We start from the raw sequence: 13,436 nt of genomic DNA, 5'->3' as shown, positions 1-13,436 counted from the left end.
ATTTTTTATTCATTCAATCTGATATCGCAATTATTTGCGAACCGCGATTGCTTCAATTTCGATACCTACGTCTTTTGGTAGACGTGCAACTTCAACACAAGAGCGAGCAGGGTAGTTTGCTACTTCGTGCTCATCAAAGAATTTGCCGTACACTTCGTTTACTGTACCGAAGTCATTTAGATCTTTAACGAAAACCGTCATTTTTACGATGTCTGACACTTTAAGACCAGATGCTTCAACAACCGCTTTCACGTTGTCTAGAGATTGACGAGCTTGTTCTGCGATGTCAGCAGACACTTCACCTGTCGCTGGGTTTACTGGAATTTGACCAGAAGTTAGAACCATGTTGCCTAGATCTACGCCTTGAACGTAAGGACCGATTGCTGCTGGTGCAGACTCAGTGTGAAGTACTTTCGTCATTTGATTTTTCCATCTGTTTTAGGGGAAGAAAGAGTATACCCAAGCCTTATTAATATGCTTGAAGGTAATCAGTTTGCCTTTAAACCTGCAGCAGGTAAAGAGCAAAATACCCTGCCGAGACAGGGTATTTAATGTGTATGAGAGTTCGGGACGTTGGCGAGATTATCGCTCAGTCACAATCTCACGTGAGAATACTTTCTCACAGTATTTGCACTTCAAACGAATCTCTTCTTTCTTCTCGAAAACTTTAAAACTGCTTTCTACTGGCTCGTTGTGAGAGATACAGTTTGAGTTTGGACACTCAAACACGTTGTTGATTTTCTCTGGCAACTCTAGAGCCAGTTTTTTCACGACTTCGTAGTTTTCGATTTGGTTTACCGTCGCGTGCGGTGCGTACAGCGCCAGTTTGCTTGCTTGTTCTTCATTGATGAACACGTTCTCAATCTTCAGCAAGTCTTTGTGACCCAGAGCTGAAGATGGCAAGTTGAGACCAATCGTTACACGTTGAGAAGAATTGTGCATATCGAATAATTTCAGCACTTTGATACCTATTTGTGCTGGAATGTGGTCGATGACGGTGCCGTTTTTGATTGCTTCTACCTGCAATTGAGTTTCTTTAGCCATGTTTTTATCTCCTCGATTACAGTGTTTCGTTTAGAACCAAAGCCAACAGCGCTTGGCGAGCGTACACGCCATTTTGTGCCTGCTGGAAGTAGTACGCGTGTGGGGTTTTATCTACGTCTGTCGTGATTTCATCAACACGAGGTAGCGGGTGCAGTACTTTTAGATTTTCACGCGCGCCTTCCAATAGAGCCGCCGTCAGAATGTAAGCCGATTTGATGTGCGCATATTCAGACTCGTCGAAACGCTCTTTTTGAACGCGAGTCATGTAAAGAATATCGAGCTCAGGAATTACCGCTTCCATCTCTGTGTGTAGGCTGTATTCAATGCCAGCTTCATCGAGTTCTTCGCAGATGTACTCTGGCATCGCCAATGCGTCTGGAGCGACAAAGTAGAAGCGGATGTTATTGAACTTCGCCAGTGCTTGAGTCAGTGAGTGAACGGTGCGGCCGTATTTTAAATCGCCGACAAATGCTACGTTTAGGTTGTCTAAGCGACCTTGCGTTTCCGCGATGGTGTAGAGGTCAAGCAGAGTTTGTGTTGGGTGTTGGTTAGCACCGTCGCCCGCGTTAATCACTGGAACGCCATTCGAAAACTCGGAAGCAAGGCGCGCTGCACCTTCTTGAGGGTGGCGCATCACAAATGCATCGACGTATGAAGAGATAACTTGTACAGAATCAGAAAGCGTTTCCCCTTTCTTCGCCAGAGACGTATTACCATCGTTATCAAAACCAATGACATCACCACCAATGCGTTGAATCGCGGTCTCAAACGACAAGCGAGTACGCGTTGATGGCTCAAAGAAACAGCTCGCAACGACTTTGTTTTTAATCAGTTCTGGTCGAGGTTCCTTTTTCAGATTACCTGCAGTTTCGACGATAAGTTCCAGCTCTTCACGAGAAAGCTCTGGAATAGAGATGATGTGCTTCTGGTAAAGCGAGTTCGCCATGATCTTCTTCCCTATAACAGTGATGACTATCTCCAAAATTGACCGCTGAGGAATTTTGGACATAAAAAAACCTCCCCAAATGGGGAGGTTTAAAAATCGATAGAATTAACGAAAATAACACCACGTAAGCGTAGTCGCTTAGTTAGAGCAAATCGCGTTTTTACGTCAGCAATCAGCTTGGTCATTTCTTAATCCTCAGACAAATTGCCGAGCATTATACGCCTAACTTTTGCGAGCGCAAGCGATTACATCATGCTTTTTGCTTTCCAAAAAAACACTAACTTCCTAGCGTTGCAACCATAATGGCTTTGATTGTGTGCATGCGGTTTTCTGCTTCATCAAAGACGATAGAGTACTCTGACTCAAACACATCTTCGGTGACTTCTAGGCCTTTCATGCCGTATTTCTCTGCGATTTCTTTACCGACAGTGGTTTCATCATTATGGAACGCAGGTAGACAATGCATAAATTTCACGTGTGGATTACCCGTCTGCTTGATGACATCCATATTGATTTGATAAGGCGTCATTAGCGCGACACGTTCATCCCATGCTTCTGCTGCTTCACCCATTGAAACCCAAACATCAGTGTAGAGGAAATCACAGCCTTTCACGCCTTCTTCGACGTTTTCCGTCAAGGTGATTTTCGCGCCGGTTTGTTTAGCAATGTCTTGGCAAGTCGCGACAAGATGTTCTTCTGGCCAGAACGCTTTTGGTGCCACTAGGCGAATGTCCATGCCCATTTTCGCTGCGCCAACCATCAATGAGTTACCCATGTTGTTACGAGCGTCGCCAAGGTACGCAAAGGTCATTTCGTGGAGCTGTTTGCCACGACTATGTTCTTGCATGGTAAGGAAATCTGCGAGGATTTGCGTTGGGTGGAACTCGTCAGTTAATCCGTTCCAAACCGGAACGCCCGCATGAGCGCCAAGCTCTTCCACAATGGATTGACCAAAGCCTCGGTATTCGATGCCGTCATACATGCGACCTAAGACGCGCGCGGTATCTTTCATCGATTCTTTATGGCCGATTTGAGATCCTGAAGGACCGATATAGGTGACTTGTGCGCCTTGATCAAAGGCGGCGACTTCAAACGCACATCGGGTTCGAGTAGAAGATTTCTCAAAGATGAGTGCAATGTTTTTACCTTGAAGTGTCTTCTGCTCTGTTCCTGCATATTTTGCTTTTTTTAGCTCTGCAGACAGTTCGAGCAAGAACTGGATTTCTTTGGTTGAGAAATCCAATAGCTTCAAAAAGTTGCGGTTACGTAAATTGAAAGCCATAGCTCGTCCCTTAGTACGTGTGATTGAATTGAGTCATCGCATTAAAACATATAAATGCTTTATTTGTGAATAATTATTTTAAAGTAAAACTAAAAAAGGTTGATGCATTCACATCAACCTTAGTTTTTATTCACTTAATGTAAAAGGTGAATCGGCTATATATCGTCTCGTTCTATTGGACAGCTCATACAGCGAGCACCACCACGACCACGGCCCAATTCGTTACCAGGAACGGTCAACACTTGGATGCCAGCTTTGTCGTACTTCTCGTTGGTGTAGACGTTGCGCTCGTAACCAATCACAACGCCTGGTTTTACAGTCAGCACGTTGTTCGCGTCATTCCATTGCTCGCGCTCTGCTTCGTAGCTGTCACCGCCTGTGGTGATGATTTTAAGCTGATCAAGACCAAGAGCAGATTCAATCGCGTGTAGGTAGTTGTGTGACGCTTCGACATGCATTTCACCGTCTGTGCCTTTCGGGGTCAGACGCCATGTATCCAGATCCTTGCGCATGATTTCTGGGTAGACTGAGAAGGTATCCACATCCATATGTGTCATGACCGTATCTAAGTGCATACAAGAGCGGTGCTTAGGCAGGTCAATGGCGATCACTTCGCTCGCTTGCCCTGCTTTAAACAGGCTTGCCGCTAAGTTTTCTACCCCTTGTGGAGTGGTTCGCTCAGACATGCCAATCAATACCGCGCCTTTACCGATCACCAGTACGTCTCCGCCTTCAACGTTTGCGTTGTCGTAATGCAGATCATCATCACCAAAATATTTAATGAAATCTTGGCCTGCAAAGATCGGGTGCCAGCGATAGATAGCGCGTAAATGGTTTGTTTCGCGTTGGCGCGCAGGCATCATCATTGGGTTGAGTGATACACCGCCATATACCCAGCATGAGGTGTCGCGGGTAAATAGATGGTTTGGTAGTGGTTCGATCACGAAATCCAGTGGGCGCTTCATCTTCGGTAGCATCGAAGAAGATTGAATAGGTAACTCAGAATAGGCTAAGCCGCCAAGCAAAATAGTCGCGAGGTGTTCGTCGTCCATTTCCAAAAGGTATTGGCGTAAATCGCGAGCGAAGGTTGGCCCGTAGCGGAAGTCAGAAATCTGCGTGTTCAACAGCCACTGTTTTGCCTCTGGAACGGCTAGGGTTTCCACCAGTAAATCGTGGAGCAGAAGTACTTCAACATCTTGCTCTCTCAAGGTTCGAGCAAAAGCATCATGCTCTTCACCCGCGGCTTCTACAGCAAGCACGTCATCAAACAATAGCTCATGACAGTTTGACGGCGTGAGGTGGGTGAGGGCGCGCTCTGGGCGGTTTAAAAGTACTCGTCTAAGTTGACCAACTTCTGATCCAACGTACAGCTTACTCATTTTGCATCCTTACAAATTTTCCAGCCATTAGTTATGACAATCTTACGGCAAAGATGCAAATTCGTTAACTTCGTTTAAATGTTGTGATCGGTTATATTTTTAGTGGTTTTTATTTTAGTTGGCATTTTTGTATCTAATTCTTGGTTTTTAATTCCATTTTGCTGGTTTTTAAATGAATGCGTTTTTATTCTTTTTGTATTTTGCAGGAAAGATTACATGCTTAGTGCATAAAATGTGCATTTCTATTCTAAAATATGCAGTTTTTCAGTTTTCTTTATTCGTTATCCTTCTAAATTGGTAGCGTGGCTGTATTCACTCAGGCGTCATAATCACTCAACAAACCATCAAATATCCTACAATGAGCTCAATTAGGATCTTCTGAATATTAAAAAATACCGTTTTTTGTTAACTTTTTGTTTCTTTGTGATGGGTTTTAATATTTGGGCAGGAAGAATCATCGCGGTTTGGCGTTTGTTTGTGGCTTTTCATCGCAATCCATGCCATATTTCACCGGATCAGCATACTCAGTATCGGGTATAGTGTTTCCATCAAGTAACTAATCTGGAGCCAAAAACATGTCTCACGAAGATGAATATCTATCAGTAGAAGAATTAATTGAGATTCAAAAGGAAGAGACTCGCGATATCATTGCAGCATTGCTAGAAGATGGCAGCGATCCAGATTCGCTATACGAAATTGAGCACCACCTTTTTGCTGAAGATTTCGATACGCTAGAAAAAGCGGTTGTTGAAGCGTTCAAAATGGGCTTCGAAGTTCTAGAAGCAGAAGAAACAGAAGACGAAGACGGCAACAAACTGCTGTGTTGTGACGCGACAATGGAATCGGCTCTAAATGCAGAGGCGATTGACGCACAAGTTGAAAAGCTGGTTCACCTAGCTGAAAAATACGACATCATCTACGATGGCTGGGGTACGTACTACGAAGGCGAAGATGCGCTTTACTCTGACGAAGATGATGAAGACGAGTAATTTAATGTTTTCGAAAAACCAGCGTTTATCGCTGGTTTTTTTATGCTTAGAAAATGACAACGCCGGGTAACGATAAACAATTCACGTTGAGTTTATGGGGGATTTCTCCCTATAATGCGTGAAAATTGATCTAGCTCAAGGTAAATATGCAACTCTCACTCGCCGGATTATGGCAAGTCTCTCCACTGACGGACCTTTCTATCCCACAGGATGACATCACTTTCCCTGCTCCTCTGAGTCAGGTGCTGCCCGCTGAATTGACGGAAGCGGCCATTCGCCAACAAGAATGGCACTTGATGCACGACATTGAGGTGGATGAATCCATGATGGCGTTCCCAGCGGTTGAAATGGTGCTGGGTGGGGTGGACTACCACGCTGAGGTGCGTTTGAATGGCGTTGCATTGTTTGACTGCGATGGCTCTCAGAATGTCTACAAGAAAGACATTCGCCCTTACATGCAAATGGGGCGTAACCGCTTTGAAATCTTGTTCTTAGAGGAAGACGAAGATCTTCTGTTTGATGAAGATAAACCTGAGTTGTGTTCGCTGTCCGATCATGAATATAGAAAAAGCGATGACCGCTTAGGCGTGTGGCAAGTGCCTTACCTGCAATTTATTCGCAACGTACGTTTAGAGCGTGTCGCGACCGAACAAATTTGGCATCACGGTGGTGGTTGTGAGTTTAAAGTGGATCTTTACTATCAGACTTTTGTGCCGGGTTTGGTCTCGGCATCAGTGAAGTTTGATGGTATGACTTACCATATTCCAATTGATGTGCGCGCCGATCATGCCAGTGCGTTATTTCAGATCGAAGCGCCTAAGTACGCTGATTTGAATAATCCCGATCCGAAAGATCTCTACCAACTTGCGGTGGAATTAGATGGGCAGCGCCAAGCATTTTCAGTTGCGCTTAGCCAAGAGCTTTGCGTTACCCATGTTGTGCTTTAATTCTTAGTAATGCTCTTTATTACAGTGTTTTAAGCATCACTACTTCACATGCATCATGCCCTGTTTGTCCAAGTGGGGCATGTAAATGCTCAAAGCCTAACTTCTCATACAAACCTATCGCTTCTTTTAAGCACTCTGTCGTTTCCAAATAACACTTTTTATAGCCAAGTTGCTTAGCCAGTTGCAAACTCAGCGCGACGATACGTTTTGCCAAGCCGTGTCCGCGAGTTTGGGGTAAAAAGTACATTTTTTGTAGTTCGCACACGTTAGGTTCGCCTGCTAGTGGAGCAAAACCACCACCACCGACGATGACGCCATTGTGCTCAATCACCCAATAAGCGGCACCTTGTTGGTTATACACAGAATACATGTCATCAAGTGTTGGGTCTGCGACGCCGTATCCTTTGTCTGCGGTTAGACCATATTCCGCGGAAACCTGACGAATCACGTCGGCGACTTGTGGGTTATCGGCCTTGCTGAGTGGGCGAAGAACAAATTGGTTTGCTTGGCATACTTTGGTTAAGCCTTTTAGATACACTTCAAGCCCTTGTTTGAGCTGGTGCTGTTCGTTTTCGTCCAGATGGGATAGCAATGATTCGAAGAAAGTATTTTGTTGTTGGTCGAGTTGAGATAGCGCGTGTTGGCCTTGCTCGGTCAAAGCTATGAACTGGCTGCGCTTGTCTTTTGGATTTTCGATGCTCTCAACCAGGCTCTGCTTGATGAGAGCAGTTACGGTGCGGCTGGCATTGGATTTATCTACGTTAAGCTGCTGCGCCAGTTGATTGATAGTCAGTGGCTGTAATTGGATCTCGCCCAAGGCATGAGCTTGTACTGGGGTGAGGGTAACCTCGCCACATTGTTTATCAAGCATACCTAACAAGCGGACGGTCTGTCGGGAGTAATGTCTGAGCTGACGAGGATTCATCTTAAGTTACCTATAATAAGTTGCGCACCGCAATTAATTTAATTGCGGTGCGCAACATTGTCAATGATAAATCGGTTTGAGCTCGCTGTTGCTTTGGTTTCGACCCGCTCTTACGCGTGTTTGTGGAAGCAAAAATGCGGCGCTGAACTCTGATCAGACGATTTCCGTAACCAAACTTTTTCGTGGAAGTAGTAGGCTACGGTATTTAATGATGGCTCTAGCATTGCCATAACGCCACCGATAAATGCATCACCCGTTAACAAGTAAACCACCGTAAACGCTACGCTAAAGTGTACCGTTGCGAAACTCGCGGTTTTTAGCTTGGTCATGAATTGACGAGCTTTTAAAGCGGGAACACTTGCCCAAGCTTTTTCATGAAAGTAAAAAGCGACGGTGTTTACTGATGGCTCAATCATGGCAATTAAACTACCAATTAGAATGTCGCCAGTAAGCACGTAAGCGACACTAAATGCGATAGTAAAATGCAGCGTTGCGAATGTTAGTGTCTTTTTCATGATAATTACTCAATCGTGTTTGTTTCGATGAATACATTATCGATAATACTTCTCATTAACGCCAATGGGTGGTGGATATTAATTTGATAGGTAAAAACTATCGATAGGAGGATTTTTACTGAATGGACTGATAAAAAAAAAGGTTGGCCATGATGACCAACCTTTCTGATTTTAAGAGCAGAAGCGTTTCGCTTCTAGTCCAACGCTAACGATTAAAGAGCTGCGATGGTTTTCTTTTGCTCTTCCAGCTTCGCTAGTGTTTCTTTGTAGCCTTCAAGCTTCTCACGCTCTTTAGCAACAACGGCTTCAGGTGCTTTCGCTACGAAGCCTTCATTACCTAGTTTGCCTTCGATACGCTTGATTTCGCCGTGAGTTTTCTTGATTTCGCCATCAAGACGAGCAAGTTCTGCGTCTTTGTCGATCAGACCCGCCATTGGGATCATCAGCTCAGACTTAGCAACCAATGCTGTTGCACACGCTGGCGTTTCTTCGTCAGCTGCAAGCACGCGTACAGATTCAAGCTTCGCTAGAGACATCAGTACTTGTTTGTTTGCTTCTAGACGCGCTGCATCTTCTGCGTTTGCTGCTTTCAGCATCACGTCAAGCGGCTTACCTGGGTTGATGTCGTATTCAGCACGTAGGTTACGGATGCTGGTAATGAACGCTTTCACCCATTCAATATCGTCTAGCGCTTCTTGGTTGAAGTTTGCTTCGTCGAATTGAGGCAGTGCTTGCAGCATGATTGTCTCGCCTTCTACACCTTCAACTAGTGGCTTGATGCTTTGCCAGATAGTTTCAGTGATGTAAGGAATCACTGGGTGAGCCAGACGTAGCGTCTTCTCAAGAACTGTGATTAGTGTACGGCGAGTACCACGCTGTTGCGCTTCTGTACCTTTCCATAGAACTGGTTTAGTTAGCTCTAGGTACCAGTCACAGAATTGGTTCCAGATGAATTCGTAAAGCGTGTTAGATGCCATATCTAGACGGAAGTTGTCGATATGGTTGTTGAACGCTTTCGCCGCGAGCTCAAACTGAGACTCGATCCACTTGTCCGCTAGTGAGTATTCAATCTCACCACCGTTGAAGCCACAATCTTGCTCTTCTGTGTTCATCATTACGTAACGGCTAGCGTTCCATAGTTTGTTACAGAAGTTACGGTAACCTTCAAGGCGCTTCATATCCCAGTTGATATCGCGACCTGTGGATGCCATTGCTGCAAGAGTGAAACGCAGTGCGTCTGTGCCGTATGCTTCGATACCGTTTTCAAACGTCTTACGAGTATTCTTCTCGATCTTCTTCGCTAGCTGAGGTTGCATCATGTTGCCAGTGCGCTTCTCTACTAGAGACTCTAGGTCGATACCATCGATCATGTCGATTGGGTCAAGCACGTTACCTTTCGACTTAGACATCTTGTCGCCGTTTTCGTCACGAATTAGGCCGGTAACGTAAACCGTTTTAAATGGTACTTGTGGCTTGCCGTTTTCGTCTTTCACGAAGTGCATGGTCATCATGATCATGCGCGCAACCCAGAAGAAGATGATGTCGAAACCAGTTACTAGTACGTCTGAAGGGTGGAATACTTTCAGATCGTCAGTTTGCTCTGGCCAACCTTGAGTGCCGAACGTCCATAGTGCAGAAGAGAACCAGGTATCCAGTACGTCTTCGTCTTGGTTCAGTTCAATGACTGACTCTAGGTTGTTGTTCTTGCGAACTTCTTCTTCGGTGCGACCTACGTAAACATTACCTTGGTTGTCGTACCAAGCTGGGATGCGGTGACCCCACCATAGCTGACGAGAGATACACCAGTCTTGAACGTCACGCATCCAAGAGAAGTACATGTTTTCGTATTGCTTAGGAACAAATTGGATGTCGCCGTTTTCTACTGCTTCAACGGCTGTTTTCGCTAGAGGTGCAGTACGTACGTACCATTGGTCAGTTAGCATTGGTTCGATAACCACGCCACCACGGTCGCCGTAAGGAACTTGTAGATCGTGATCTTTCACTTCTTCAAGCAGGCCTAGCTCGTCAAACTCAGCAACGATAGCTTTACGTGCAGCAAAACGTTCCATGCCGTGGTACTTAGCAGGAAGTTCTGTTGAGTAAGCGTCGCTTGGCTCGCCGTTTGTGTTGAATACTTCAGCCGCACCGCGGATGTTTGCGTCAAACGTCAGAATGTTGATCATTGGTAGCTGGTGGCGCTTACCAACTTCGTAGTCGTTGAAGTCGTGCGCAGGTGTGATTTTCACACAGCCAGTACCTTTTTCCATATCAGCGTGCTCATCGCCCACGATTGGGATGCGACGGTCAACGATAGGAAGGATGATTTCTTTACCGATAAGATCTTTGTAACGTGGATCTTCTGGGTTAACCGCAACACCAGTATCGCCTAGCATGGTCTCTGGACGAGTGGTCGCAACAACGATGTAGTCTTTGCCATCTGCTGTTTTAACGCCATCTGCTAGCGGGTAGCGGAAGTGCCACATGTGGCCTTTAGTGTCTTTGTTCTCTACTTCTAGATCTGAGATAGCGGTGTGTAGCTTTGGATCCCAGTTAACTAGGCGCTTACCGCGGTAGATTAGGTCATCTTCGTATAGACGAACGAAAACTTCTTGAACGGCGTTAGACAGACCATCGTCCATCGTGAAGCGTTCACGATCCCAGTCTACCGATGCGCCAAGACGACGAAGCTGCTTAGTGATTGTGCCGCCTGATTCGCCTTTCCATTCCCAGATTTTGTCGATGAAAGCATCACGACCGTAATCGTGCTTAGTTTTGCCTTCTTCTGCTGCGATCTTACGCTCAACAACCATCTGAGTAGCGATACCTGCGTGGTCAGTACCTACTTGCCAAAGGGTGTTTTTACCCTTCATACGTTCACAACGGATAAGCGTATCCATGATCGTATCTTGGAACGCGTGGCCCATATGTAGGCTACCAGTGACGTTCGGTGGCGGGATCATGATGCTGTATGATTCTTTAGTAGTGTCACCGTGTGGCTTAAAGTAGCCTTTCTCTTCCCAAGTCTGATACAGAGCTTGTTCGATTGAAGTTGGGTTGTATGTCTTTTCCATAGCGCTCTTTAAATGGATACGTTGATGGTTGAATCTTAGTCAATCTCTATAAGTGAACTCTCTAAAGAGAGAGCTTAACTATAAGGATTGACCGCTAAGGATATTGAATTTCGATCGTTTGCAGCTGGTAGCCTGCTTGTCGGTAAATTTTATATCTTTCCCTTGCGAGCTGTTTAGCTTTTTCTTCGCAAGGCACGAAGTCTACCACTTGAGCAAACTTGTTCGCAAAGGTTGTCTCATTTTCCGCCAAATTAATTACCAGTTGACGATTCCAAGATGGTTTCACGCCATCGTGGCCGATTTCAATATTGGTGGCGTATTTCGGTCCTTCGCCAACGAGATTATGTGCCATGAACTGGTCTGCATCAATTTGCCAGAAAGCTTCAGCAAGCTGTTCGGCATGCGGTTTATCTTGGCAGTTTAGGTACACTTTAGCGCCTTGGCGTGCGAAATGCTGCGCCAAAAAAACGATGTACTCTTCAAAGCCAGCCGTCTTTGCTTGCGGGCTCTCTTCGTTAATGATGTAGAAGGTCGCAGTTTGCATCATTCTCTCACTTGCCTTGGTCTCATCCTAAGACCATCTTAAAGCCCATTTTCAATGAAGAAAATCGGGGTAATAAAAAAGGGCCTTGCGGCCCTTTTCGATTTAGTTCAGAAATTACTCTTCTGTCTCTTGGCCGCTGCGGTTCAAAAGGAATTGGACAAGCATTGAGACAGGACGGCCAGTTGAGCCTTTCGCTGCGCCTGACTTCCACGCAGTTCCTGCGATATCAATGTGTGCCCAGTTGTACTTTTTCGCAAACTTAGACAGGAAACAACCCGCAGTGATAGTGCCACCAGGGCGACCACCAATGTTTGCCATATCAGCAAATGGGCTCTTCAACTGTTCGTGGTATTCGTCCGCCATTGGTAGACGCCATGCGCGGTCACTTGATTGCTCAGATGCGTTTACAAGTTCGTGCGCCAGTGGGTTGTGGTTCGATAGAACGCCACTGATGTGGTGACCAAGTGCGATAACACAAGCGCCTGTTAGCGTTGCTACGTCAACAACACAGTCTGGTTCGAAACGCTCTACGTAGGTCAGTGCATCACACAGAACCAAACGGCCCTCTGCGTCAGTATTTAGTACTTCAACAGTTTGACCTGACATTGTGGTCAGGATGTCACCTGGACGGTAAGCGTTGCTGCCTGGCATGTTTTCACAGCCTGCTAGAACACCAATTACATTGATTGGTAGGTTTAGCTTCGCTAGCGCTTTCATTGTACCGAATACCGATGCCGCACCACACATGTCGTACTTCATCTCATCCATACCTTCGCCCGGTTTCAATGAGATACCGCCTGAATCGAAGGTTAGACCTTTACCTACAAGCACGATAGGTTTTGCATCTGAGTCAGGGTTACCCTTGTACTCGATGATAGACATCATAGATTCGTTCTTCGAACCACGACCTACCGCTAGGTAAGATGTCATGCCCAGTTTTTCCATCTCTTGCTCACCGATGATCTTGGTGGTTACGCTTTCGTAATCGTCCGCTAGACGACGAGCTTGAGAGGCAAGGTAAGCTGGGTTGGCTACGTTTGGTGGCATGTTGCCAAGGTCTTTCGATGCTTTTACACCAGACGCAATGGCTAGACCGTGGGTGATTGCTTTTTCACCTAGGCTCAATTCACGACGCGTTGGTACGTTGAAAACAAGTTTACGCAGTGGGCGGCGCGTTTCAGGTTTAACGCTCTTGAATTGGTTGAATGTGTATAGACCATCTTTCGTCGCTTCTACTGCCTGGCGAACTTTCCAGTAAGTATCGCGACCTTTAACGTGCAGTTCTGTTAGGAAACATACAGCTTCCATTGAACCTGTTTCGTTAAGTGTGCTGATCGTCTTTTGAATGATTTCCTTGTACTGGCGCTCGCCAAGCTCACGTTCCTTACCGCAACCGACAAGTAAAACGCGCTCTGACAAAACACCTGGTACTTGATGCAGTAGCAGCATCTGACCAGGTTTACCCTCTAGATCACCACGGCGAAGTAGTGAACTGATGTAACCGTCACTGATTTTATCAAGTTGCTCGGCTACTGGAGAAAGGCGACGTGGTTCAAACACACCAACAACGATACATGCGCTACGTTGTTTCTCTGGACTGCCACTTTTAACACTGAACTCCATGCGTACTCCTACATCCTGAAGACAAATTGCTCTAAATGTTAGATAATGATCGCTTACTTGTTGAATTTTAGCTCCGAGCTTACATTTAGAGCTGATTTAAGCGACTAACATTTAGTTTATAATTTTTAAAAAAATAAATGGTTCAACGGGAAACTATAGTGATTCGACCAA

Annotated in this window: 13 protein-coding genes; 2 read left to right on the top strand and 11 right to left on the bottom strand. The window is 45.6% G+C overall.

Going from position 1 to position 13,436, the window contains the following annotated elements; all coding sequences use genetic code 11:
• Positions 1-30: 30 nt before the first annotated feature.
• From ACYJZR_RS13230 to arcA, 6 genes are all read right to left on the bottom strand, one after another.
• Positions 31-420, bottom strand: coding sequence for a RidA family protein (locus ACYJZR_RS13230; protein WP_005455108.1), 390 nt, complete (start codon positions 418-420; stop codon positions 31-33).
• A 162-nt stretch (positions 421-582) separates the two neighbouring features.
• On the bottom strand, positions 583-1,044 hold the full coding sequence (gene pyrI, locus ACYJZR_RS13225) for an aspartate carbamoyltransferase regulatory subunit (protein WP_005455107.1): 462 nt from the start codon (positions 1,042-1,044) through the stop codon (positions 583-585).
• A gap of 16 nt (positions 1,045-1,060) precedes the next feature.
• Positions 1,061-1,990: an aspartate carbamoyltransferase gene (pyrB, locus tag ACYJZR_RS13220; protein ID WP_005484879.1), complete on the bottom strand. Its 930-nt coding sequence runs from the start codon at positions 1,988-1,990 to the stop codon at positions 1,061-1,063.
• 89 nt (positions 1,991-2,079) lie between these two features.
• The gene (locus ACYJZR_RS13215) at positions 2,080-2,175 is read right to left on the bottom strand and encodes a hypothetical protein (RefSeq protein WP_005497312.1); all 96 of its coding nucleotides are present in this window, start codon (positions 2,173-2,175) and stop codon (positions 2,080-2,082) included.
• A gap of 92 nt (positions 2,176-2,267) precedes the next feature.
• Positions 2,268-3,272 carry an ornithine carbamoyltransferase gene (locus ACYJZR_RS13210; RefSeq protein ID WP_005484915.1) on the bottom strand — a complete coding sequence of 335 codons (1,005 nt, stop codon included), beginning with the start codon at positions 3,270-3,272 and terminating at the stop codon, positions 2,268-2,270.
• Between the two features lie 155 nt (positions 3,273-3,427).
• Positions 3,428-4,651 carry an arginine deiminase gene (arcA, locus tag ACYJZR_RS13205; protein ID WP_005455102.1) on the bottom strand — a complete coding sequence of 408 codons (1,224 nt, stop codon included), beginning with the start codon at positions 4,649-4,651 and terminating at the stop codon, positions 3,428-3,430.
• Between the two features lie 575 nt (positions 4,652-5,226).
• Between arcA and rraB the strand changes: the two genes are divergently transcribed.
• Positions 5,227-5,640, top strand: a complete 414-nt coding sequence (rraB, locus tag ACYJZR_RS13200; RefSeq protein WP_005455099.1) for a ribonuclease E inhibitor RraB — start codon at positions 5,227-5,229, stop codon at positions 5,638-5,640.
• Between the two features lie 146 nt (positions 5,641-5,786).
• Complete coding sequence (locus ACYJZR_RS13195; RefSeq protein WP_029801856.1) at positions 5,787-6,587, top strand: glycosyl hydrolase 2 galactose-binding domain-containing protein; 801 nt, start codon at positions 5,787-5,789, stop codon at positions 6,585-6,587.
• 19 nt (positions 6,588-6,606) lie between these two features.
• Here ACYJZR_RS13195 and ACYJZR_RS13190 read toward each other — a convergent pair whose 3' ends face one another.
• The 5 genes from ACYJZR_RS13190 to pepA all read right to left on the bottom strand — a co-directional run bounded on the left by ACYJZR_RS13190 (position 6,607) and on the right by pepA (position 13,265).
• Positions 6,607-7,512, bottom strand: a complete 906-nt coding sequence (locus ACYJZR_RS13190; RefSeq protein WP_406966404.1) for a bifunctional helix-turn-helix transcriptional regulator/GNAT family N-acetyltransferase — start codon at positions 7,510-7,512, stop codon at positions 6,607-6,609.
• Positions 7,513-7,622: 110 nt separating this feature from the next.
• Complete coding sequence (locus ACYJZR_RS13185) at positions 7,623-8,027, bottom strand: DUF2061 domain-containing protein (protein ID WP_015297309.1); 405 nt, start codon at positions 8,025-8,027, stop codon at positions 7,623-7,625.
• A gap of 212 nt (positions 8,028-8,239) precedes the next feature.
• Positions 8,240-11,098 (bottom strand): valine--tRNA ligase, encoded by a 2,859-nt coding sequence (locus tag ACYJZR_RS13180; RefSeq protein WP_406966405.1) that lies wholly within the window; start codon positions 11,096-11,098, stop codon positions 8,240-8,242.
• Positions 11,099-11,192: 94 nt separating this feature from the next.
• Positions 11,193-11,642 (bottom strand): DNA polymerase III subunit chi, encoded by a 450-nt coding sequence (locus ACYJZR_RS13175; RefSeq protein ID WP_406966407.1) that lies wholly within the window; start codon positions 11,640-11,642, stop codon positions 11,193-11,195.
• 114 nt (positions 11,643-11,756) lie between these two features.
• Positions 11,757-13,265 (bottom strand): leucyl aminopeptidase, encoded by a 1,509-nt coding sequence (pepA, locus tag ACYJZR_RS13170; protein WP_005461107.1) that lies wholly within the window; start codon positions 13,263-13,265, stop codon positions 11,757-11,759.
• Between the last annotated feature and the right edge of the window lie 171 nt (positions 13,266-13,436).

It is taken from the genome of Vibrio sp. RC2502 (genome assembly GCF_054850435.1).
This window is presented reverse-complemented; position numbering and strand designations above follow the sequence as displayed.

What these genes read in the sequence shown, in the direction of transcription:
- rraB (WP_005455099.1), top strand. Translation starts at nt 5,227, where the DNA reads ATGTCTCACGAAGATGAATATCTATCAGTAGAAGAATTAATTGAGATT.
- ACYJZR_RS13180 (WP_406966405.1), bottom strand. Translation starts at nt 11,098, where the DNA reads ATGGAAAAGACATACAACCCAACTTCAATCGAACAAGCTCTGTATCAG.
- ACYJZR_RS13230 (WP_005455108.1), bottom strand. Translation starts at nt 420, where the DNA reads ATGACGAAAGTACTTCACACTGAGTCTGCACCAGCAGCAATCGGTCCT.
- ACYJZR_RS13190 (WP_406966404.1), bottom strand. Translation starts at nt 7,512, where the DNA reads ATGAATCCTCGTCAGCTCAGACATTACTCCCGACAGACCGTCCGCTTG.
- ACYJZR_RS13175 (WP_406966407.1), bottom strand. Translation starts at nt 11,642, where the DNA reads ATGCAAACTGCGACCTTCTACATCATTAACGAAGAGAGCCCGCAAGCA.
- pepA (WP_005461107.1), bottom strand. Translation starts at nt 13,265, where the DNA reads ATGGAGTTCAGTGTTAAAAGTGGCAGTCCAGAGAAACAACGTAGCGCA.
- ACYJZR_RS13215 (WP_005497312.1), bottom strand. Translation starts at nt 2,175, where the DNA reads ATGACCAAGCTGATTGCTGACGTAAAAACGCGATTTGCTCTAACTAAG.
- pyrB (WP_005484879.1), bottom strand. Translation starts at nt 1,990, where the DNA reads ATGGCGAACTCGCTTTACCAGAAGCACATCATCTCTATTCCAGAGCTT.
- ACYJZR_RS13210 (WP_005484915.1), bottom strand. Translation starts at nt 3,272, where the DNA reads ATGGCTTTCAATTTACGTAACCGCAACTTTTTGAAGCTATTGGATTTC.
- arcA (WP_005455102.1), bottom strand. Translation starts at nt 4,651, where the DNA reads ATGAGTAAGCTGTACGTTGGATCAGAAGTTGGTCAACTTAGACGAGTA.
- ACYJZR_RS13195 (WP_029801856.1), top strand. Translation starts at nt 5,787, where the DNA reads ATGCAACTCTCACTCGCCGGATTATGGCAAGTCTCTCCACTGACGGAC.
- pyrI (WP_005455107.1), bottom strand. Translation starts at nt 1,044, where the DNA reads ATGGCTAAAGAAACTCAATTGCAGGTAGAAGCAATCAAAAACGGCACC.
- ACYJZR_RS13185 (WP_015297309.1), bottom strand. Translation starts at nt 8,027, where the DNA reads ATGAAAAAGACACTAACATTCGCAACGCTGCATTTTACTATCGCATTT.